Annotated in this window: 17 protein-coding genes and 1 pseudogene; 5 read left to right on the forward strand and 13 right to left on the reverse strand. The window is 40.0% G+C overall.

All coding sequences use genetic code 11. The features are described 5' to 3' along the window. Positions 1-5: 5 nt before the first annotated feature. Entirely contained in the window at positions 6-734 is a 729-nt protein-coding gene (locus ABS301_RS07460; RefSeq protein ID WP_349671612.1) for a GntR family transcriptional regulator, read from the forward strand. Between the two features lie 5 nt (positions 735-739). On the opposite strand, the pseudogene ABS301_RS07465 reads toward ABS301_RS07460, so the two are convergent. Then, positions 740-1,216: pseudogene (locus ABS301_RS07465) on the reverse strand (VOC family protein). A gap of 222 nt (positions 1,217-1,438) precedes the next feature. Here ABS301_RS07465 and ABS301_RS07470 point away from each other — a divergent pair. Further along, entirely contained in the window at positions 1,439-2,677 is a 1,239-nt protein-coding gene (locus ABS301_RS07470; RefSeq protein ID WP_349671613.1) for an MFS transporter, read from the forward strand. Between the two features lie 163 nt (positions 2,678-2,840). Then, entirely contained in the window at positions 2,841-3,887 is a 1,047-nt protein-coding gene (locus ABS301_RS07475) for a PocR ligand-binding domain-containing protein (protein WP_349671614.1), read from the forward strand. Positions 3,888-3,948: 61 nt separating this feature from the next. Here the strand turns inward: ABS301_RS07475 and ABS301_RS07480 are convergent, their stop codons facing one another. The 6 genes from ABS301_RS07480 to ABS301_RS07505 all read right to left on the reverse strand — a co-directional run bounded on the left by ABS301_RS07480 (position 3,949) and on the right by ABS301_RS07505 (position 10,833). Beyond that, positions 3,949-4,887, reverse strand: coding sequence for an ArsR/SmtB family transcription factor (locus tag ABS301_RS07480; RefSeq protein WP_349671615.1), 939 nt, complete (start codon positions 4,885-4,887; stop codon positions 3,949-3,951). Positions 4,888-5,007: 120 nt separating this feature from the next. Beyond that, entirely contained in the window at positions 5,008-6,654 is a 1,647-nt protein-coding gene (locus ABS301_RS07485; protein WP_349671616.1) for a glycoside hydrolase family 43 protein, read from the reverse strand. A 4-nt stretch (positions 6,655-6,658) separates the two neighbouring features. Then, positions 6,659-7,507: a carbohydrate ABC transporter permease gene (locus ABS301_RS07490; RefSeq protein WP_349671617.1), complete on the reverse strand. Its 849-nt coding sequence runs from the start codon at positions 7,505-7,507 to the stop codon at positions 6,659-6,661. Between the two features lie 2 nt (positions 7,508-7,509). Next, positions 7,510-8,406 (reverse strand): carbohydrate ABC transporter permease, encoded by an 897-nt coding sequence (locus ABS301_RS07495; RefSeq protein ID WP_349671618.1) that lies wholly within the window; start codon positions 8,404-8,406, stop codon positions 7,510-7,512. Positions 8,407-8,431: 25 nt separating this feature from the next. Then, entirely contained in the window at positions 8,432-9,802 is a 1,371-nt protein-coding gene (locus ABS301_RS07500) for an ABC transporter substrate-binding protein (protein WP_349671619.1), read from the reverse strand. Positions 9,803-9,864: 62 nt separating this feature from the next. Further along, positions 9,865-10,833 (reverse strand): glycoside hydrolase family 43 protein, encoded by a 969-nt coding sequence (locus ABS301_RS07505; RefSeq protein ID WP_349671620.1) that lies wholly within the window; start codon positions 10,831-10,833, stop codon positions 9,865-9,867. A 338-nt stretch (positions 10,834-11,171) separates the two neighbouring features. Between ABS301_RS07505 and ABS301_RS07510 the strand changes: the two genes are divergently transcribed. Continuing rightward, the gene (locus ABS301_RS07510; protein WP_349671621.1) at positions 11,172-12,812 is read left to right on the forward strand and encodes a putative polysaccharide biosynthesis protein; all 1,641 of its coding nucleotides are present in this window, start codon (positions 11,172-11,174) and stop codon (positions 12,810-12,812) included. Between the two features lie 52 nt (positions 12,813-12,864). Here the strand turns inward: ABS301_RS07510 and ABS301_RS07515 are convergent, their stop codons facing one another. From ABS301_RS07515 to ABS301_RS07535, 5 genes are all read right to left on the reverse strand, one after another. After that, on the reverse strand, positions 12,865-13,956 hold the full coding sequence (locus tag ABS301_RS07515; protein ID WP_349671622.1) for a glycosyltransferase family 2 protein: 1,092 nt from the start codon (positions 13,954-13,956) through the stop codon (positions 12,865-12,867). A 133-nt stretch (positions 13,957-14,089) separates the two neighbouring features. Next, on the reverse strand, positions 14,090-14,986 hold the full coding sequence (locus ABS301_RS07520; RefSeq protein WP_349671623.1) for an AraC family transcriptional regulator: 897 nt from the start codon (positions 14,984-14,986) through the stop codon (positions 14,090-14,092). Between the two features lie 78 nt (positions 14,987-15,064). Then, entirely contained in the window at positions 15,065-16,708 is a 1,644-nt protein-coding gene (locus ABS301_RS07525) for a TIR domain-containing protein (protein ID WP_349671624.1), read from the reverse strand. A 22-nt stretch (positions 16,709-16,730) separates the two neighbouring features. Beyond that, positions 16,731-17,420: a hypothetical protein gene (locus tag ABS301_RS07530; protein WP_349671625.1), complete on the reverse strand. Its 690-nt coding sequence runs from the start codon at positions 17,418-17,420 to the stop codon at positions 16,731-16,733. 30 nt (positions 17,421-17,450) lie between these two features. After that, positions 17,451-18,593, reverse strand: coding sequence for an SPFH domain-containing protein (locus tag ABS301_RS07535; RefSeq protein ID WP_349671626.1), 1,143 nt, complete (start codon positions 18,591-18,593; stop codon positions 17,451-17,453). Between the two features lie 394 nt (positions 18,594-18,987). Here ABS301_RS07535 and ABS301_RS07540 point away from each other — a divergent pair, with 394 nt between their 5' ends. Then, positions 18,988-20,148: an endo-1,4-beta-xylanase gene (locus ABS301_RS07540; protein WP_349671627.1), complete on the forward strand. Its 1,161-nt coding sequence runs from the start codon at positions 18,988-18,990 to the stop codon at positions 20,146-20,148. 125 nt (positions 20,149-20,273) lie between these two features. On the opposite strand, the gene ABS301_RS07545 is transcribed toward ABS301_RS07540, so the two are convergent. Then, positions 20,274-22,217, reverse strand: coding sequence for an FAD-binding protein (locus ABS301_RS07545; protein ID WP_349671628.1), 1,944 nt, complete (start codon positions 22,215-22,217; stop codon positions 20,274-20,276). Positions 22,218-22,221 lie beyond the last annotated feature (4 nt).

Raw genomic sequence — 22,221 nt, forward strand, 5'->3', positions numbered from 1 at the left:
TGACTATGAGCTCCAGAAAGACAGAATTTATCGTAATTGATTTAGTTAGTAAAATATATCAGCAAAAGTTCTGGAATAACAAACTCCCCACCCAGAGGGATCTGGCATCTGCTTATCAGGTCTCCCGTTTTACCATACAAAAAGCCCTAAAGCGCCTGGAAAGCATCGGTCTGATCTCCGTGATTCAGGGGGATGGCATCTATGTCCGGGCCCGCGCTCTGGGCAATCCTCTGGTATATAACTCCATGATTGAAGTTCCCTATCAGGAGCTTCAGTCGAAAATGCTCTACTTAAAAAAGATTGTTCCCGACCCAAAGCTGATCAGTATCTTTAATCTAAACCAAAACGAGGTAGTCTGGGAATACAAACGGTTACGCATTGTCCGATACGAAATAACCCAGATCGAAACCGGCTGGATCCCCTGCCGTCTTTTTCCGGAACTGAGCAGGGAAATTATTGAAGATTCCATACAAAATCATGCATTAAAAAACAAGTACCAGATCTCCCATTTCATGACCAATTATCAACCCAATTCCCTGACCAAAGAGGAAGCAGAATTGTTGGGCTGTAAAAAAGGAACTCCGGCGATGGAAATAACATCACGCGGAGTTCTAAAGGATGGAACCATATTGGTATACAGTAAAATCTGTGCGATACATTATGAATGTACTTACATTATACCATTTAATAAAGAAGTATATCTGTCCCGAAGGAAAAAAGGGAAGCAGAAATAACTGGATTAACGGCTATTTCCGTGATTGCCTGTCTCCAGTATTGTAGAAATGGGCAGTCCGGTTTTCGCAGCCGTTTCCTCAGCAGTCATTCCCGAACCCAGCAGTCTGGCTATCACCCCAGACTGAGATTCTCCTATCTCCAGTATATGATGGTCCGGATCAAAAATCCGGACCGTTTTCTGTCCCCAGTCCCGCTCAAAACAAGGATTTAAATATTCAATGGCATAGCTGGAATTTTCCAGCCTCCTAAGAAAACGTTCCATATCATATTCTTCAAAATAAAGAGCACTATCAAGTCCACCAAATTGTACCCCATTCCCAACTCCGCTCTCTCAGGCAGATTTCTCCTGCAAAACCAGTCCTTCCGTAAGAATCACATTCTCTCCAAAATCCGTTACAACAGAAAGGCTAAACAATTCTTTATAGAAGGTCTTGGATATTTCTATATCTTTGACAGTCAAGAGTACATTCTTCAGTTTCATATGATCACTCCTTTTCTTTGTTTTATTTTATTATACCATTGCTTCTATCAGGCAGACAAACCATTTTGATTTCTGCAGTTAGATGCCTCACCGGACTTCAGCTAAAACAGATAAACGTTTTTAATTTTAGTTTGTTTTATTATAGACGTTTTTTTGCTTTATGTTGTATAATTCATAATATAAAGGAGGCATTTTAAATGCAGCTGTTAAAAGGGGATTACTATGAGAGAAGAAAAAGATTACAAAAAAAATATTATATTATTGATTGCAGGCAGAATTACTTCGAAATTTGGTGTGGCCTTTTACCTGGTAGTTTTACCGCTATATATACTGAAAAGCTCTGGAAACCTGGCATTGTCCGGACTTTTCTTCACATTATCCACAATTCCGGCAATCGTTGTCACCCCTTTTTTAGGATTAGTTGTAGAGCGGCTGAACCGAAAAAATATAATTGTGGTATGTGACCTGCTGACATCATTCTTGTATTTTATTTTACTATTAACCATTGGTTTAAAAGATATCTATCCCATAATTCTTTTAATCGTCACCATTGTTATCAATATTATCTCTAATATTTTTGAAATTTCATCAAAGGTTCTGTTTACAGAGCTTGTTTCAGCGGAGACACTTGAAAACTATAATGGCATCAAAAGCTTTGGGGACAATGGCGCAGCACTGATCGCACCTGTTCTGGGAACGATTATCTTTGGTCTGTGGGGATTTAAGCTTGTTCTGGTCATCATGGTCTACCTTTATTTCTTGTCTGCCATCCAGGAATATTTTATCCAGTATACTTTTTGCAGAATGAGACATTTGGAGAAATCCCACTGGTTTCATGACTTAAAAGGTGGACTCCATTTTGTGTGGCATAACAAGGATATTCTAAATTTATTTATCATGGCTATGTCTCTGAATTTTTTTATAGGAGGCAGTGATGAAATTATGAATCCGGGAATTATTGTTCAGAAATATCAAATATCAGAAACATTATATGGATTCACATCCACATCATTAATTATCGGAACCTTCATTGCCGGGCTGTTTATTTTTAAGAATAAGAAAATAAAACTGCAGAATTATATGCATCACCTCATTTTTATTAACAGCATTCTGATGATTGGTATCGGTGTCTTCTCCTTCCTATTCTATCCAATGAAACAATTATACTTTTGTACGTTCTTAATCCTGCAATTCTTTATTGGGTTTATTATAACATGTGTAAATGTGCCGCTGAACTCCTATTTTCAGATACATACCCCCCTTGAATACCAGGGTCGTTTTTTTGCTTTACTTTCGTTTAGTTCCAATCTCCTGATTCCGCTTGGAATCCTTTATTCCGGTTACCTTTCCTCTGCGGCAGGCCCGGATGTCACATACATTGTGAACAATGTGTTTGTAATATTAATCATTCTGTTTTATTTTTTTAAAGCAAACAAAATACATACAAAAACAGTAGGTTGAATTTATTATTTTCTCCATTTAATTTCTAAATGAGAACCACAATCAATAAAAAATCTCTAAATTATATATACAAATCACCCTGTAAGTGGTAAAATTTATGTAAAATTATTCGACATATTTCAACACAATACATCAAATTTCAACATTTATGGAGGGCATGTATATGAACATGAATCATGAGGAAAATGTTTATAAAACACTTTCAGAAATCAATCTCTCAGATGTAATGGAGATCAGTCTGCTGCAAAAATTCCTTGATAATTTTGCAGTTAGTATGAATCTGGCCAGCGTTGCGGTGGACCGGGAGGGAAATCCTGTTACAAATCCAAGTTCCTATACCAGAATCTGCGCAAATTACACCCATTCAACAAAAACCGGAGACGACCGGTGTGCCGCATCCCATAAAAGAGGCGGTCAGGAAGCAGCCAGAACCGGAAGACCCTACATCTTTAAATGCCATTCAGGTCTGATCGATTTCGCAGCTCCAATCATGGTGGAAGGGGAATTAATTGGAACAATTCTCGGCGGACAGACCTTAAGCAGCAAGCCAAATGAAGATGAATTCCGACGGGTTGCCAGAGAAATCGGAGTCAATGAAGATCAATACATAAATGCGCTTCATGAAGTGAAGGTTACCTCAGAGAAAAGCATACAGGCAGCGGCTGAAGTACTTTTTATAGTTGCTAACTCCCTTTCCCAGATCGGCTATCAGAAATATAAGTTAAAATCAATGAGCAAGGATCTGGTCGATCAGTTTACCGTGATTGAGGCAACCATGGAAGAGCTTGCCTCCTCCTCCATACAGGTCAATGAAAATCAGAATGAACTGAACAAAGAGATTTTAAATGTAAAACAGATATCCGAGCAGATCAACGTCATTCTCAATTCAATTAAGAGTATCGCAGATCAGACTAAACTGCTGGGACTTAATGCTTCCATTGAAGCTGCACGGGCTGGTGAGGCCGGAAAAGGCTTTGCAGTAGTTGCCACAGAGATACAAAAGCTCTCCCAGAATTCAAAAGATACTGCAACAAAAGTGGTACAGCTGACCGAAGACGTACAGAAATCAATCACAAAGACACTGCAGTTTTCCAATTCAACCATGAAAAATACGGAACAGCAATCATCAGGAATTGAGGAAACGACTGCAAGTATTGAAGAGGTTTTAGCTTTAACAAATGAATTAAATAAAATGGCGAATGCGAAATAAAAAATACCGGGAAATGATATCCTTCAGACGATCATTTCCCGGTATTTTTACGTTTCCTATCTTAATCTTCCCGTTTTCCTTTTACAGGGCTATAGTGAACCCGGACTTTAATGTCCTGGTTATAGTTACCGAAGCTGCTTCCAAATATGGTTAAACCCCCTGCATTTACTGCGTCTTCCTTTACCTGGAATTTTAACTTGATGGGGCTGCGTTTATCCAGTTTAAAATCATCAATGGTAACGGAAGATATCTTTAAACCATCAATAAAGGTTCCAAACTGATTGACCACTATCATCTTAAGCAGACCATACTGATTCCAGTTGGGGAACCACCAGTCCGGTGTGAATATTCCCGGAACATCACCAAAATCCCCAGGACTGGTCCACGTTCCCAGTTCTACATTGTTGATGCTGATGGTAATATCGGAAGGCCAGTCATTGTTAATTCCAGGCGCTTCACTCCCGATTTCCACAGAAAATGTAATCTGATCGATTTTTTGAAGAGGTGGTAGCAGATTAGGAATTACATATTCAACGTATCCTTTGGTAAACCAGACAATGTCAGCCTGATACCGGTCCGGGTGAGCAAAATAACGGGGATCATCTACCTCTCCAATAATTGCCTGGCTGCTGGCCAGACCGCATGTGGGGAGAACCTCATAATCCGTAAAATATCCCACTTTAATATCTGTGGTATAGGTATTTTTCCCATCGTCACTTTGTTTTGGAGCAATATCCACCAACAGTTTATCCACATTGACACGGCATATTTTCTGGTTCCCGTGACCATTGTGCTCTGAAATCACACAAATCAGGCCACAGTCTTCCAGTTTCTTAATATGGCTGGTCAAAGCTCCATTGGTCACCCCTAAACTGGATGCCAGCTCATTCATGTTCAACTCGGTGTGCTCAATTAGAAGCTTTATAATATTTATTCTTAATTCCGATCCCAGGGCCACAAAAATCTTCAGCCCTTCCTCAACACTCTTAATATGCAGCATAGCAAATCCTTTCACGCAGATGGGCAGTATACTATAAAAAACCTTCTCCTTTTACTAACCACCATCATACATGATTTCCTGTTTTGATACAATACTGTTTTTTCATAGGAACGGCGTATCTCATTTCTCCCTGGTCCCCCATATGCACATATTGTTATCTCCAATAGCGGTGAACGTCATCACCTGTTCTGTCCCCGTTTTTTCATTAAGCTGCCTGTAGAATACGCCGTGATACTCCGCCCCCTCCATATTGATGGTGACATAATCATACCGGTCACCTTTTATTTTTTTCCACGTTCCTTCCCTGTCACCTCCAATTTTTCCGTTCGCCAATAAAGTAATTGATTCCGGGCTGATCATTCCGGTTGAAGTATCCAGACCATGATTAATAAACTCATATGTGCCTGTGATATCGTTGTCCGGATAATGGCCAGCCTTCTCATTGCGGTTTTCATATACAGCAATCACCGGCCATCCCTTTTGATTGAGAAATTGCTGGTGAACCCGGACTTCGTGATATTCCGTCCCCTGATCAAACCTCTGGTGGTAAATCAGATAATGCTGCCCGTCCTCATCAATAAATGCCGAGTTATGTCCGGCTGCTTTATACCCTGTATTGGTGCCGGCAAGCTTATAATTTCCAATCAGCTTAACGCCATACTGATCATTATTCCTATAACTGTCCGCTGCATTATTCCCTGCAGCATCCAAATATGGTCCCGTGACCTCTTTTGACCGGAACATGCGCATGTTATAGCCTCCATTGGCAGTCAGCGCTCCATATGTCTCATATAAATAATAATATCCGGCTTCATCATCATAGACAATATACGGTCCTTCCCCTGACTGATGGTTTCCGCCTGCAAGGTGAATACCAAAATACCGGTCCACATAATTTCCGCTTATTTTATCAACAGAATCCGTTCCCGGATACTTTGCATCTCCTGTCTCTCTGTCCAGTTCCAGCAAATAGATTCCTCCGGACCAGGAACCATAAACCATATAGAGCCTTTGACCTTGTGCATCAAAAAACAGTGTCGGATCTATGGCGTTTGGACAATTGTTATGGTTCCATTCTTCCCCCGTAAACCACTTCGCTCTTATACCATTTTTCAATCTTCCGGAATCAATCAGTTTTTTAATATGAATGGCATCCGTATCCCACCGGGTATTTCTCTGACTATTGCCATCCGGCTTTCCGTTTTTCGTAAAACCGGAATAAACAACTGTGCCGACATAGGTATAAGGCCCTTCTATGTCCTGTGATACTGCATAACCAATACAGGAACGGCGCCATGTGGAAGAGGCACTGTAATAAATCATATATGCCCCTTTTGTTCCACCACCGTTATTATAATAAGGATTCCAAATCACATCCGGAGCCCATACCGCATATTTTCCCCCCGCACAGTCTCCGTCATCATAACCTGCCCAGCGAAATGATTCCGCCAGATTCTCTTTTATATTCCCAAAAAGCCAGTTATCCGTTACATTCTCATAGTCTTTGCCAAGAGATTCCCAGTCCATCAGATTCTTTGATTTTGCGCCGGCCAGATGAGAGCCAAAAATATAATATTCTCCGTTTTTGGCCTTGATTATGGACGGATCGTGTACAGATACCCGTTTCAGTGGTTCTGGTTTTTTATTTGTTTTAAATGCATTTTCTCTCCCTGCTGCAAGAGTAATACTAACTAATACCATCAGGACCATAACCAATACAGCAGCTGTATATTTAACTGCTTTTCTATATTTTTTTCCACTTCCCATTCATTCACCCCTTTACTGCACCGACTGTCATACCTTCGATAAAATAATTCTGAAAGCATAAAAACACTGCCAATACAGGAAGAATTGCAAACATGGACCCTGCAATCAATAAATCATAATTATTCCCATAAGGCGTCAGCAGGGTATTCAGACCAATGGGGAGCGTAAATTTTCCCGAATCCCGGTATACCATCATGGGCCAAAGCATGTTGTTCCACGACCCCATTGCACATAAAATTCCCATGGCTGCAAACGCCGGCTTGGTTAATGGCAGCATAATCTTAACACAGATACCAAACTCAGTGGCCCCATCGATTCGTCCGGCATCCAGCAGCTCCTTGGGCAGTGATAACATGTACTGGCGGAAGAAAAAAATGGTGGATGCGCTGCATAACCCAGGAAGAATGACTCCGGCCGTCGTATCGATCAGCTTTAAATCTATCATTTCCTGATACAGTGGAAGCATCAGTATTTCAAACGGAACCATCATGGTAGCAATCACCAGAAAGAACAATACATTCTTCAGCCTGTAATTATACATAGACAGTCCATAGGCCACAAAATAGCAGATAATGAGTGTCAGTACCACTGAAAGCAGAGTCAGTACTGTGCTGTTTTTAAACCACATGAAATACTTTTTGGAATCCACATTCCAGGAAAAAAGATAGTTATAATTGCTAAGTGACATTGTTGAAAAATCCAGGTTAATGCTGAGTCCGCGGCGAATTAACTCTCTTCCCGGCCGAAATGAGGCCAAAGCCCCTGCCACGACCGGAAACATCACCAAAATGCACAGAAATGCGAAAGATGCCGTTGCTAATATGGTAAGGAGTTTTTTCTTATTAAGATTCATAATTATGTTTCCTCCTTTTTAAAGGTCCCGTTCAGGATCAACTGAATCACATTAATGATTAGTGCCATCGAAAGGAGAGTCAGACCTACCGCCGAGGCATATCCCATCTGATTCTTTTCAATTCCCCTTTTATAAAGGTATCCGACAATGGTCAATCCAATATTTTTCGGTGAAGCATTTCCTGCCCATAGCATAAAACTCTCCAAAAACATAGATAGTCCTGCATAGACGCTGATGGTCAGTACATAAATTGTGGTTGGCCTCAGAAGAGGAATGGTAATATAACGGAATTTGTTCCATGCAGATGCTCCGTCTATGGATGCAGATTCATACAGGGTGGTATCAATACTTTTAAGACCAGACAGAAAATACAGCATATTCACGCCGGTCCACCTCCAGCAGCAAAGGATTAAGAGTGCAAACATTGCAGAACTTTTTTCTTTCAGCCATGGAATCGGTGCCTTCCCCAGAATGCTTAGAAAAACATTCATCTGACCTGTTGGAAGTTCTGAAAACATCAGGCGGAATAACGTACCGGAAATTACGACTGAGGTAAGAGCAGGCAGGTATAAAGCCCCTTTCCAGAATCCTTTTGCCCTGACCAGATTACTGTCCATCAAAACAGCATACATCATGGGAAAGGGAATCAGTAATACAATAGAAAAAAACATATAAGTAAGGCTGTTTTTAACAGCTGTATGAAACGTAGTATCTCTCAGCAGTTTCCCATAATTTGCAAACCCGATCCATTCAATCTGTCCCGGTAGAATATTTTGAAAACTCATTTTAACCGTACTGAACAGAGGATAAATCCAGAATACCGTAAAACTTAATATAAATGGCAGCACAAAAATAAAAGGAGCTGCTTTTTGCGAATAGAAAATCCGTTTTATTTTCATTCATTCCCCTCCACTGTATAACCAGCTACTGTTCCAATTCCAGATATTCCTGGGCTTCCTTTAAAGCCTCATCCACGTCTTTACCGTCCTCCAGAACCTCGTTTAAGGTAGTCGTACAGAAATAATCATTGATGGAAGGAGTCATCTTTGTAATGCTTAAGGTATTAATTTCTGATTTAACCTCATTTAAAACGTCAAAAGGATTTGTCTTAAAAAAGCTGATATATTTATTTGAAGAATCCTTCGTTACCGTATCATCCGTCCATAGTTTGGTATTGCATACATCAAAACCAAGCTGTTCCCAAATCTGACGGCTTCCTACTGCCGAACACTTTGCATATGTAATAAAATCTGCTGCCAGTTCCGGATCCGAAGATTGTTTTGTCACTACCGTTCCAGTTCCTCCGATACCCACAGAGCGGCTCTGTCCATCCTTAAATACCGGCAATGGTGCCATGGCTATCTTACCTTTCATATCCGGCATATAATTTAAAAATCGGCTCATATACCATAAGGCTTTGGGAAAGGAAGCGATATTTCCGTCCAGTATATTCTGGAACCCTTCTTCCAGATCCACATGCCCGGCCGGTGAGATCATGGCAATCCCGTCTGTCAGCCAGGTCTGCTGCATGGTGAGCATATTTTTCACAGACTCCAGTTCTACGTTCAGGGTACCATCCTTGCCCGCTGCCCAGTCTTCTCCATATTCAGACATTGCAATAGACATCCAGTCAATACCTCCGGTATCTACGCTGGTCATCTTTACTTTTCCATCTGAGGCCTCTTTTAATTTTCTTCCGGCCTCCGTATAGTCATCCCATGTCTTTATTTTTGTATAATCGATTCCGTACTGATCCAGTATTTCCGTATTGTAATACATGACAGTCGCTCCTACATGGGTCGGCGCACCATAATAGTTCCCATCTTTTGAATAAACATCTAATCTGGATTGCACCAGATCACCCTGATATGGTTTTATTGCATCGTTCAACGGATAAAGCTGTATATCTCCCTGAAGGAAGTTGGGAAACTGACCAATCTCCACATCACAGAGATCCGGCGCTCCCTGCCCGGTCTGCAATGCCATAATCAGCTTATTATGCATATCGGCAAACGGATAAGTTGTAAAGGTAATCTGAATCTGCCGGTCCGGATTCTCTTTATTCCATCTTTCCAGCATATCCGCATAAAATGTATTATGCAGCTCAACAAACGACCACATATTCAGGTGTGAACCGGAATCCGGTCCCACTGTATTCACTACTTCTTTTTTGTCATCTGCAGCAGACTCCTTTGCATCAGCTTTTGAATCTGTCCCTGCTGCGGAACTGCAGCCGGTTAAAACCATTGCCGCTGTTACGGCACCAGCCAGAATAATTGATAATTTACGCTTCATATTGTTTCTCCTTTACATTATATTAAATTAATTTAGTTTTTTCTAAATATTCAGGCAAAAAATTACACACCAAAAGAAAATACCGGTTCCCCTTCTTCACTCCACTTCACTTGCATGATCATTGTATGACGATTGGGATCATACAGAGGGTTTCCCTGTATTTCACCATACTCTCTCCCATGATAAATACAATAATCAGCAGCATCCTCTTCTCCTTTTACAAAAGAATTATGGCCAGGCCCATAGATGTGCTTTGTTTCATCCGTTGTTAAAACAGGTTTCCGGCATTTCCTCCATGCGTGTGGATCCATTACGTCCTCAGTCTCATCAATGGTTAACATACCCATGCAGTAATTGCTTCCCGTATCACTGGCAGAGTAGGTCACATAGATCCGCCCGCCGTGCTTTAAAACCGCTGGTCCCTCATTTACCCAGAAACCTTTCCGCTCCCAGTCATAATCCGGTGTAGACAAAAGGATATGTTCACCTGACAATTTCCATGGTGTCTCCATCTTAGACAGATACAATTGAGATATCTTTTTTCCAGTGCCGGTTTTCTCTGCCCAGACCAGATAGTATTCCTTTTTATGCTGGAAAACAGTAGCGTCCAGTGAAAAATCCTGAAATGTAAAGGGATCCTCATCCGATGCATTCATTCTGCCCAGTTCTCTCCACTGATCTGTTACGGGATCCGGACCTGTACACTGCAGCACATAAGGCCTGATCTTCCACTTGTTCTCTGTTTCTCCAGCTGCATAATAGATGTACCAGCAGTCATTTAAGTAATGAATCTCCGGTGCCCATATGTGGCTGCCCTGCTCCCCGCTTTCATGTTTATACCATATCACATGCTCTTTTGCAGTCTGTAAGCCCTTAACCGTATCTGCGCTGCGCAAAATAATTCTGTCATATTCCGGTACTGAAGCTGTGAAATAATAAGTTCCGTCTTCATGCCGGCATATAAATGGATCCGCACGCTGACGTATAAACGGAGTGTTAAACTCGATGTCTGATTCATTTGGTCTTTTCATACACTAATCTTTGCTCTCGCTTTCTATTTTTGTGTATATTATACAACATAATTCATCTGAGCTCAAGTATCATTTTAGATATATGTTAAATATTTTTGTTTTATCTAAATATGTTAATTTTTCTATGAAATAGAAATACCGAATAAAAGCTCCCCCTGGTTTTGTTTATAAAAAATTCATTTCGCAGTTAATGAATTTTATTATATGCGGTGGGGTGGAGAATAACAACGAAAAAGAACAGGCTGGAATACAGAAATGATAACAGGATTGTAATAACTGCTTATTTGATGTAAGATAATACAGCATTGAAGTAAATATGACAGAGGAATAGAATTAATATGACAAACCAGAAAGAAAACAGAAACAGCATTATTAAGCAGGGCAGTATTTTAGCTGTTGCATCAATTACCGTACGTATAATCGGGTTAATTTACAGAATCCCCATGGCTAATATTATTGGAGAAAAAGCTATGGGCATCTATTCTGCCGCTTTTGAAATTTATAATATTATACTTATTTTATCTTCATACAGCATGCCATTGGCTGTCTCAAAATTAATATCTGAAAAACTGATACAAAAAAGGTATAAAAACGCCAACATTTACCTACTCAACTGTTTCATTTTTTCAATTATCGTGGGGTTAACAGCAAGTCTTTTTCTGTATTTTAATGCTTCCTGGATTGAAAGCAGCCTGTTAAACAAATACGCGGGAGTTTCCAAATCCCTGAAAATATTAGCTCCTACGATTTTTATCGTTTCCGTGATGGGTGTGTTTCGAGGCTTTTTTCAGGGAAAGAGTACTATGGTTCCAACAGCTGTCTCCCAGGTGATTGAGCAGATCATAAATGCAGTTGTCAGTATCGCAGCTGCCAGTTATTTAATCAGTATAAACAGTTCCTCTCCTGAAGTGGCTGCCTGGGGAGCTGCCGGAGGTACACTGGGAACCTGTATCGGGGCATTATCCGGATTGCTGTTTCTTATCTTTATATTTATTTTGTATTCTCCCAATATTCGAAAACAGATGAGAAAATATGATGGGGAACCTACCGACAGTATTAAAATCATATATCAATCCATTTTTATAACAGTAATTCCCATTATATTAAGTCAGACAGTCTATCAGATAAATGGTGTCATTGATATATCATTGTTTAATAATATCATGGGGCGTAAAGGTTTCTCTGAAACTGACATCAGTATTCTGCAGGGTAACTACAGCACACTTTATAAGCTGTTAATCAGTGTTCCGATTGCCATCTCCAGTTCCTTTGGGGGATCCATGATTCCAAGTATTGTAAGCTCACATACCAATAAAAAGTACCATGAGACCAGGAAAAAGATATCAAGCGCAATCCTTTTTAATATGAATATTGCCTTTCCAAGCGCAATTGGATTAATGGTTCTGGGAAAGCCAGTTTTAAGCATTCTGTTTCCCAGATATAACGTGATATTAGGCGGAAATTTGTTGTTAACCGGTGCATCCGCCATTCTGTTTTATGCTTATTCAACCATAACCAGTTCCACCTTACAAGGGATTAATAAGATGAAAATTCCAGTTATAAATTCAGCAATAGGCCTGTTCATTCATATCGGTGTGGTCTATCTCTGTTTAAATCATTTTAATCTGGGAATATACTCCCTGATTATTGGAAATATCACACTTCCTCTCATCGTGATGATTTTAAATAGCCTGGCTCTGAATAAGTATTTGAGTTACAGAGAAAATAAAACCAAGATCTTCCTGAAACCATTTTTATGTTCTGCTATCATGGGAGTGATCTGCTATGCTGTTTATCATGGAATTTATTTCGTTATCAGAATTAATTCCATCTCTGTACTTTTGGCAATTACGGCTTCTGTCTTCGCTTATTTTTATCTGATATTGAAATTCGGCGGAATCAGCGGGGAGGAATTAACGGAATTCCCTGCCGGCCGCACCTTATACCGGGCAGCTGATAAGTTACATTTAATTAAATAACGTTCTAAGAAAGCCTCGCACTGAGTACCAATGCAGAGGCTTTCTCTATACACTAATTTTTTGTTTTTTCCTGAAACTTCCGCATACGGCCGCAGATCAACGCATAGTAAAAATAAACGACTAAATACAGTCGTAACTCGATTAATTTAATCAGGATTTTTTCAGCTGGTGTAAATTCGTTTTTCAACAAATATTTTTTATTTTCAAATAAGAATACTTTATTTCTTAGTTTATATACATTGAAAAGTCCGCCCCAGAACCCGGCTGGATTCTCATGATGGGTTTCATTTCTTATGCTTCTAAAAAATTTCAAATACAAAGAAGTGCTTAATCTTCCCATATATCTGTTCTCATCATCAAAGAGAACTTCTGCAAATTCCTTTTTAGCTTTGAATACCTCAATTATATTATCCCAGTAATTATTCCAGTATGTAGATCGTCTACTCAAGGAATTAAAGGACATTCTGTTGTAGTGATAGAAGGATCGATCCGTTATGTATAAGCTGTTTGCCCTCATAAAGGACTGAAGAATCATAATCTCATCTTCATGCAGGAAGACGTTTTTATAAAACTTTATGCCATCTATCATTTCTCTTTTAAACAGGCAGCACCAGATGTAGCCTGTGGTGATTAACTGGTCCTGCTGTATATCACCATATAGCGGGAGTATGTAGCAATCATATAGCGCTGAAATCGGGTACAGGCCAGCGGGCAGGGGAAGATTGCATATAATGGCAACTCCATCCTGACGATGCCTGCAGGCAGAAAAGAATACCAGATCGGCGGATGATCCAATGGCTTCTTCATACAGCTTTTCACACATATCCAGTTCACACCAGTCATCACTGTCAACAAAACTGATATATTGACCTGACGCATTTTTCAAACAAACTTCTCTGGTTGCAGATAATCCCTGGTTCTTTTGATGAATTAGCTTGATACGACTATCCTCTGAGGCATACCGGTCACAAATTTCCCCCGCCCCATCGGTTGATCCATCATCTACGATTATTATTTCAATATGATCCAATGTCTGATTGATTAAAGATTGGATACATCTGTCTATTGTATCCTTCATATTGTAAACAGCAACCAGAATGCTTATAAGAATTTCTGAATCCTCTACCCCTTTATATTCCCCCATGACAGCTCCTTCCATGATCACTCATTTCATGATTCATTCGTCCGTTAGCTTAATTTTACAGGTCTTTAAAGATTCAAACCTTAAACAAAATAGGGAGAACGTGTAATATATTCAGAATTTAGTTGATAACCTATTATTTATTATGTTTCAGGGTCTTTTTGCGATACTCGGTCGGGGAACATCCTTTCACTTTGTAAAATGTATGAGAATAGTAATTGGAATCGCCAAAACCTGCCTTCGCAGCAATATCTCCAATGGAATCATTGGAAGCCACCAGATCCTTTAAGCTTTTTTCAATCCGATATTCTAATATAAACCTAAAGAGAGGAATCTTCATGTACTGCTTAAAAATCCTGCAGCATTCCCCTTTACAGATATGGATATGATCTGCAATCTCTTCCAACGTTATTTTATGACTGTAATTCTCTTCTATGAATGATAAAATACTTCTGATTCTTTCATAATTATGCTGTTCCGGTGATGTAATTGTCTGAGTAGTATCATAATTTAGATATAACACTTTCCAAAATTCCAACAGTTTGATCAGAACATCTATTTCATAGGTATCCTGCTGTTTATGATGAATCGTAACAAGTTCATTCAGAATCTTTATGATCTCTTTGTGCCAGGGCTTAGTTAAATCAAAACAAACAGAGAACAGAGAAAGATTCTGAATGAATGGGGATACGTATTTTAAGTAGAAAATACTGTTTTCATAAGAATAAATTAACCTGGGATTGAATGTAATTGAAACATACTCGCAATCCATATTCTCATACATGCGTCCTGTGTGAAGTACTCCCGTATTACCAAAAAGCGCCTCTCCCTGACAAAGATGATATTCTTCATTATTAATCTCATATATCATCTGCCCCTGAGTAATCAGTGTAAGTTCAATTTCTGGATGCCAATGCCAGAGAAATGAATTCAAGTCATATTTTGATAGTTTTTCATTACTAATTAGTAATGGAAATTGAAAATCCCCATGCTCTTTCAACTCTTTTTGGAATTGATTGGTTAAAATCTGCATACATGTATCCCCCTGGAACTGCAAATCGTATTTGATAGATTCTATTCCGGTTTTTTATGGTTTTACGGTTCTTTTCTTCTAGAAATCTTTTCCGTATTGTTTTCTTGTTTGCCGAATACGTTCGTATAATTCTATCAGCTCTTTTTCAATTTCAGCTTTTTTCCCCCTCTGGAATATATTAAGCTTCATATTAATTGTTTCAAGTTCTTTTATTCGATCACGAAGCGAGTTCATGGTATCTGTAAATTCCTGTTCTAATCGTTGTCTCTCTTCTACTTTTAAACGAGCCTCTTCTTTTTCACGTTCCCTTATAAGGCGCTTTTCATTTGCTAATGCACGACATGAATCGGCTTTATCACCAGAATCTTTATATGCCCCCAGATTTTCAAACACGGAAGCTACTTCTAAATATTCTGTCTCAGTCAGGGCAGTCTGCATCTTTAACAATCCCTGTTGATAAATGCCCTCGATCCGCTCATTCTCAATCCGAACCTCTACTCTCCGATTATAATCTTCAAGTATTGCTTTATAACTGTCATTAGCAAATCGAACCGCCTTTTGGTAATCTGGATATTCATTCAGCGATTTGGCATTTAATATAATCTCTTCCGGACTTCGCAGTTTTAACTGAACCAGAAGCTTATAGAAATATGTTTGTGAATTTCTTGGCTCTAAATCTAAAATCCGATCACAATACTCAGCGGCTGATTCGAAATCCCCGTCTTCAAGGAAAAGGCTGACACGGTCTAATAACTGAGTTACTCCAGGTGTCATATATGATACATCTACATTTCCCTGTGAATGACTGACTGGTTTCTCTGCCGCTGCAGACAATACTTTTTTTATTCCCCGTATTAAATCCTGAATAAAACCAATCTTTGTCATATCCTGACTTTGAAGCATAGACAATTCTTCAGGCAAATCGTAGGCGTCCATATCGCTGTAGCAGGGAATCAAAAGCCTGCTTCTGTCATTCTTTGATAATGCCAGGTAACGACTCCATTCATTTTTAACCCATGTGGCATTAAAATGCTCCTGCTTTGTACCAATCACCACCATCACCTTAGCGCTGTTTAAAGCAGCAAATATGTATGGTTCGTACTCCTGACCCAGTTTATCTTCTAAAGTAATCCGAGCGAAAAACACTTTATATCCCTCGTTTGTCAGCTGATAGTAGACATCCTGCGCCATTGAGCTGTCTTTTGTACGGCTTCCGCCATCGGTTGTTTCTTTATAACAGATAAAAACATCGTACGGTTTTTCTTGTGCGGATATGGTAAGAATACTCTTTTGAATGTCGGCTATACGCTTTGCTTCCGATTCGTACAGATTTTTTGTATATGCATCCTCTGCATTTTCAAGTGCAGAAAGATAATCTGTGTCAGTCAGAATGGATTCGTTTTGCACACGATGGCAGGTGGGAATTCGTTCCCTGGACTGTGGGTCTTCCACATATTCAATTCCAAACTTTGACAATACAAGTCCCCAATGGGCCTCTGCAGATGAAGCATCAATGTTGAGGATGTTCTCATACGCGGATACCGCTCTGTCAAAGTCATTCTGACGTCTGAAATGGTTGGCACGGTTATAAAGGTTCGTTATTTGTTCATCAGCAGCTTTGGGTAAAGTCATTGTGCTGCCGCAATGGTCACAGGTTCCGTATGTTTGATTTGGGGCAGCTTCGATATCGCCGCCACACATTTTACATTTTAATACTGCCATAGTCAGCCTCCTCAAAAATACATTATTTTATTGTTTTGCAGGTTCTGTTACGATCAGCGACCAGCTGCTGCATCTCACCGCAAATGGATACGATTGCAGATGAATCAAAGGAAGCTGCCGCATCTTTAAGTCCAGCCGCTTTCACCTTGATCTCATTCTCAATTGCTGAAAGCTGCGAGCTGCTCATTGGATCACTGTAGCGAATTGCTTCCGCAAGGTCCTTCAAAACCTTTTTTGCAGCTTCATCTTCTGCTTTACCAATCAGACCTTCTATATCTGTTTGCAGGGATTTAATGTAAGAAACTTTCTTTTTCACCGTCTCATCTATACGCTCAACCTCATCTATTGCAATGTCAGCCGCAATTAACCCGATGAGGCAGGCACCCAATAAAATCGCATTGAGTATAATCCCATATTGGAAGGGAATAGATGGTAAAGCCATCTCCATCAAACCTATAATGAGTTGGGCAATCAGATAACTCCATACAAGAGAAAGCAGGGACACCCCATAGACTTTGCTTTTTAAGCCTTTCCGCCTAAACGTATAAAATCCAACTCCGGCAGTCAATAAAATCGCGGCCATAGTAAAGCCGTATCCTGTCCAGAACATTCCTCCCTTACCGTTGGGGAGCATAAAAGCAATTATGTTATAAACAGCGAATATAATAAACGTTATTAGGAGTGATAACCCCTTGTTTTTTGAGATATTCATGCAGCGTCCTCCTTATGTACTGGTAGCCATTTACAGGCTGTTTAACAGTTTTTTCTTTTCTTCATCAAATTCTTCATCAGACAGCATTCCTGCGTCCTTCATTAATTTCAGCTTCTCCAGTTTTTGTTTAAAAATGGTCATGTCGTCTGAACCTGCTGGTACTGTAGTGCTGGCCGGCGACTTTAAATCCACAGGGGCAACGGCATCATTGGTAATCCCGGCAACCATTGCGCCCATACCTCCGGCAATTCCGCCCATCATTCCAAGCCCAATTCCAGCACTGGAAAAATTACCTGTTCCTTCATTCTGAGCAACCTTTTCAGCCACATCATAAGCCCGTTCAGACTGATAGGTATATCCTTCCTGTGCTCTTTTCTGAGCCATTGCTGCAGATTCAATCACCATTTTCTGCGCACTTGTCTGCTGATCGATAATCCCAACCTGCTGCCTTAACTGTGCGTTTGCAACATCCGCATATTGCCGTATGTGTATATCCTGAAATGACTCATAGGCTTTGTCTCCATCAGGCTTAACTATGGTTGTGACGAAAAAGCGTTCCAGTGACAGACCATAATCAGCAAAATCAGGAATCAATTGTTTATGTAAATTCGTTGAAAGCTCACCCATATGAGAGTCAACCTCAAAGATTCCAAATTCGCTGCTCTGCATCGTCTGGGCCAGATATGGCTTCACTTTTGCCATAAGAAAGACCCGAAACATCTGGGTGAGCCCTGTTTTATCAAGAGATTTTTCTGTTCCAAGAAGTTTCACCAGTAATTTTCTGGAATCTTCGACCCGTAAAGACATCTCACCCGATGCACCTATTTTCAGAGGAAATTTATAAGTCGGCTCCATGTATTGAACCTGACTGTCAGTTCCCCATTTAATTGACATTTGTTCCGCTTTATTGATGAAATAGACCTGACAATGAAAAGGCGTCTGATCATTTGTGGGTTTGCTCAAAAACTTCCTGATCAAAGGAATGTTTTGTGTTTCAAGCGTATGTCGACCCGGGCCAAATAAGTCCAGTGCCTGACCATTCATGAAAAATATTGCTTCCTGAGATTCATGGACAATCAGCTGTGTCCCTGTATTAAAATCTTCCACACCCGATCTCCAGATAAAGGTACTGTTATCTCCCTCATACTTGACAATCTTGAATAAATCTGCCATTTTACTGCCTCCCCTATAATGATTTTTGTCTGGGTGAATACTTAGAACTTTTTGTTTATGATATCAAATCATGATATGAATTACGAATAGAATTGGTAAAGTATTCCATTATTAGTTATACCTTAAGTTGCTTTATCTTTCAATATGTAAGTTAATTTCAATATCAACGAAAAAATGACGAACAGTATCGTAATAGTTACATTTTCATGTTTTAGCTTATATATTGTGTTATATTAGTAACACATTAATGAATTTGATATCTCAATACATTATTAAGTAAAAAAGAATCTTTGGAAGAAGGTATGAATAAAAAGCAGGTTATAAGAAAGGAGGAGAAAATACCGTTTCAAAGAATCTTAAATAAATAATTAATTACACAAAAGGGGGTAGTTTAATGAAAAGAACATTTACAAAAAGGCTATTAACTGTTATATCTGCAATTGCACTTACCGCTTCATCATTAGGAGTTACCCAGGCAGCAACCGCCGACCAGACTTTGTTAAATACCTATGGGACCAAATTCCAGAGGGTGGGAACCTGTGTAACGTTGGCCCAGTTGCAGAACGCTTCCACCTTAAATCTGATCAAGCAAAGGTACAACAGTATCACGCTTGAAAATGAGATGAAACCAGATGCACTGCTTGGCAGTTCACCTAATTTGATTTCAGTGGCAGAAGCAAAATCCTTAGGATATTACATTCCCAGCAACTATACAGAAGCTACCGTACCAAGAATCAATTTTAATACGGTAGATAAAGTATTAAAAATCTGCTATGAAAATGGCCTGGGAGTACGTGCCCACACTCTTGTATGGCATGGTCAGACTCCAACCTGGCTGTTCCGCACAGGCTATAACGCCGGCGCAAATCATGTGGATCAAAACACAATGAATGCACGTATGGAGTTTTATATAAAGACAGTGATGAATCACGTCTATTTAAGTGAATACGGCAGTGTGGTATACGCATGGGATGTTGTAAATGAATATCTGCATTCTCCGGCAAATTCAGATTGGGTAAGAATCTATGGAGGTGTTTCTACAAGTCCGCAATTTGTAAAAACAGCTTTCCGTTATGCCAATGAAACATTAAGTTATTTTAATCTGACCGATAAGGTTAGTTTATTCTATAATGATTATAACGAGTATATGGAAGCTGACAATATTGTTAAGTTGATTCAGTTTATCAATGCAGAGAAGAAATTATGCAACGGCGTTGGCGGACAGTCTCACCTTGAATCAACGTTCCCAAGTGCTTCCTATTTCAAACAGGCCTATACCAAATTTAAGAATGCAGGATTAGAGATCCAGATTACAGAATTCGATGCTGGTGCTAACTCTGAATCAGAACAGGCCGCTTATGTATATGACGTGATGAAGGCAGTCTGCGAAGTGAAAAAGGAAGGCGGCAATATTACAGGGTTCACCTGGTGGGGAATGTCAGATGATATCTCCTGGAGAAAGGATAAGAGTCCTCTTCTTTTCTCAAATATTTGGACTCCAAAGGCTTCTTATTACAGAACGCTGGATGCCTTTACCGATACATTTAACCGGTAAAGGATAAACTTCGGCAAATCCAGAATACAAATATTACGCCTTACCATAAAAGCGAGGAACAGGACTGTCTTATAACAGCCCTGTTCCTCACGATACGTTAGCAGGTAATTTTATGTCCGGAATTCTCATCTGGTTTCCATTCTCTCCCGGTAATGCTTCCATTGCGTTTCGAAGAAATAATCAACATCAGGAATGTCTCTTACCGGTCTCCATTCACAGAAACATACATTATCTTTCATATAAGTTTCCTGAACTACTTTTCCAAACTTTCCCTGATCCAGTTGGCATGTAAACAAATCCGGCATCTTTTCTCCCGGCTTTTTGCCTGTACTTGATGTATAAAGCGCAGATCCCCTGCTTCCGCCCTTCTTCATCAGGTAATCATACATGGAAGTCAGATAAACTTTCTGTGCCAGCAAAGTATCATACAGATGATAAAACAAGGACGCCTGACTGATGTTTGTAATAGAGACATATTGCAGATAATTGATCAGTACATATTCCGTCTCATCAAGAGCTTTTTTTACTTCCTCTTTATTACGGATCATGCCTCCGCACTGACTCATTCGCATGGTTGCTTCTTTCCATGCTTCTGATAAACTTTTCGTACCATGATTTGCTCCGGTCAATAATTGTATCACCTGATCTGCTCTTTCTCTGCAGACGTTTTTCATACTGTCGTTCATTCTTCCAGTGCTTATATTTTTATCATGAGCAATGTACTCCGCAGCACGGGTAGATCCTACCTGCCCGGCATTTAAGGCCGATCCTCCCGGCCTTGTTACACCGTGGGTTCCTGCAACTTCACCTACAGCAAAAAAACCTTTCACGTTAGTCTGCCAGTGATGATCTACTGCCAAACCTCCATTATTATGCTGTGCACAGATAGCTATTTCCAGTTTATCCTGGTATAAATCCACTCCATGTTCCTGATAAAAGTGAATTGCCAGTTCATTCATTTGTTCCAGTCTTTGTATTGGAGTTCCAAAACAGGCATCAGCATTCTTTAAATACTCATAAGCCTCTGATGATAATTTTTCAAACACAATCTCCTGATCTCCGGGATTTTTCTGGTAGTCCAGAAAAACACGCCGTTTCTTTATTATAGTTTCCTGATAAACCAACAAATCTATGATGGAAGAACCGCCAAATATCTTATTTGTATCAAATGGCCACTGATATCCTTTTAAGAACAGCAGTGATAACATCTCTTCTTTTGAATCAAAATAATCCAGTAAAAACTCTCTTTCATCATTTCCATGGGAATCGATTGAAATCAGCCTTGGAAGCACCTGCATGTAGGTACCGCTTACATTCCACCGCGGCTGAAGTGATGCCATTCCAAACTGCCATTCTGTAAGATTCTTTCCCCTTACTCCGGCTGCAAAAGCAATTCCTGAACTTCCAAGCTGGGATTCGGGGTAAACACTGTCGTGATACATCCCAGCTGGCCCGCCGGTAGCGTATACAATATTCTGGCACCAGATAATGACATAATGCAATTCATCTTTGCTTTTCAAATCCAGACACAGTACTCCGCATACTTCATTTTCTTCTGCCATTATGTGAATGACCTGAAGTCTGTCAAGAATTTGGATCTGCTTGCTCTGTACGTCCTTTTCAAGCTGCTGAGTCATGATTTTAGAGGTGTAGGGCCCCACACTGGTGGCCCGTCTGCCTCTGTCATGATCCGTCTTGTATCCAACGTATTCCCCAAATTCTGTACAGGGAAATGGAACTCCAAGTTCCACCAGCCGATAGAAGGATAAGGTGGAAAGGGCGGCTTCGCATAATGCCACATCCCCATCCACACATTGGCCCGCAAACAGATCTTCTGCAAGATTTAACACAGAGTCCTCGTCTTTTCCTGCCAATGACAATTTATAATACGTCTGCTTATCTGAGCCTGTGTTTCTTGAGGTTCCTGCATTGACCTGTTCCGCAATAATGGCTATATCATTGACACCATACTGCTTTAAACGGGAAGCTGCATTGAATCCAGCCGCACCGGTTCCAACCACAACGGTATGAAACTCCATTTCCTGAATTAACGTCTTTTTTATTTCCATAAAA

Source organism: Lacrimispora sp., assembly GCF_031982545.1.
Classification (GTDB): domain Bacteria; phylum Bacillota; class Clostridia; order Lachnospirales; family Lachnospiraceae; genus Lacrimispora.

What these genes read in the sequence shown, in the direction of transcription:
- ABS301_RS07460 (WP_349671612.1), top strand. Translation starts at nt 6, where the DNA reads ATGAGCTCCAGAAAGACAGAATTTATCGTAATTGATTTAGTTAGTAAA.
- ABS301_RS07520 (WP_349671623.1), bottom strand. Translation starts at nt 14,986, where the DNA reads ATGCAGATTTTAACCAATCAATTCCAAAAAGAGTTGAAAGAGCATGGG.
- ABS301_RS07530 (WP_349671625.1), bottom strand. Translation starts at nt 17,420, where the DNA reads ATGAATATCTCAAAAAACAAGGGGTTATCACTCCTAATAACGTTTATT.
- ABS301_RS07495 (WP_349671618.1), bottom strand. Translation starts at nt 8,406, where the DNA reads ATGAAAATAAAACGGATTTTCTATTCGCAAAAAGCAGCTCCTTTTATT.
- ABS301_RS07500 (WP_349671619.1), bottom strand. Translation starts at nt 9,802, where the DNA reads ATGAAGCGTAAATTATCAATTATTCTGGCTGGTGCCGTAACAGCGGCA.
- ABS301_RS07545 (WP_349671628.1), bottom strand. Translation starts at nt 22,217, where the DNA reads ATGGAAATAAAAAAGACGTTAATTCAGGAAATGGAGTTTCATACCGTT.
- ABS301_RS07505 (WP_349671620.1), bottom strand. Translation starts at nt 10,833, where the DNA reads ATGAAAAGACCAAATGAATCAGACATCGAGTTTAACACTCCGTTTATA.
- ABS301_RS07510 (WP_349671621.1), top strand. Translation starts at nt 11,172, where the DNA reads ATGACAAACCAGAAAGAAAACAGAAACAGCATTATTAAGCAGGGCAGT.
- ABS301_RS07540 (WP_349671627.1), top strand. Translation starts at nt 18,988, where the DNA reads ATGAAAAGAACATTTACAAAAAGGCTATTAACTGTTATATCTGCAATT.
- ABS301_RS07470 (WP_349671613.1), top strand. Translation starts at nt 1,439, where the DNA reads ATGAGAGAAGAAAAAGATTACAAAAAAAATATTATATTATTGATTGCA.
- ABS301_RS07475 (WP_349671614.1), top strand. Translation starts at nt 2,841, where the DNA reads ATGAACATGAATCATGAGGAAAATGTTTATAAAACACTTTCAGAAATC.
- ABS301_RS07480 (WP_349671615.1), bottom strand. Translation starts at nt 4,887, where the DNA reads ATGCTGCATATTAAGAGTGTTGAGGAAGGGCTGAAGATTTTTGTGGCC.
- ABS301_RS07485 (WP_349671616.1), bottom strand. Translation starts at nt 6,654, where the DNA reads ATGGGAAGTGGAAAAAAATATAGAAAAGCAGTTAAATATACAGCTGCT.
- ABS301_RS07490 (WP_349671617.1), bottom strand. Translation starts at nt 7,507, where the DNA reads ATGAATCTTAATAAGAAAAAACTCCTTACCATATTAGCAACGGCATCT.
- ABS301_RS07525 (WP_349671624.1), bottom strand. Translation starts at nt 16,708, where the DNA reads ATGGCAGTATTAAAATGTAAAATGTGTGGCGGCGATATCGAAGCTGCC.
- ABS301_RS07535 (WP_349671626.1), bottom strand. Translation starts at nt 18,593, where the DNA reads ATGGCAGATTTATTCAAGATTGTCAAGTATGAGGGAGATAACAGTACC.
- ABS301_RS07515 (WP_349671622.1), bottom strand. Translation starts at nt 13,956, where the DNA reads ATGGGGGAATATAAAGGGGTAGAGGATTCAGAAATTCTTATAAGCATT.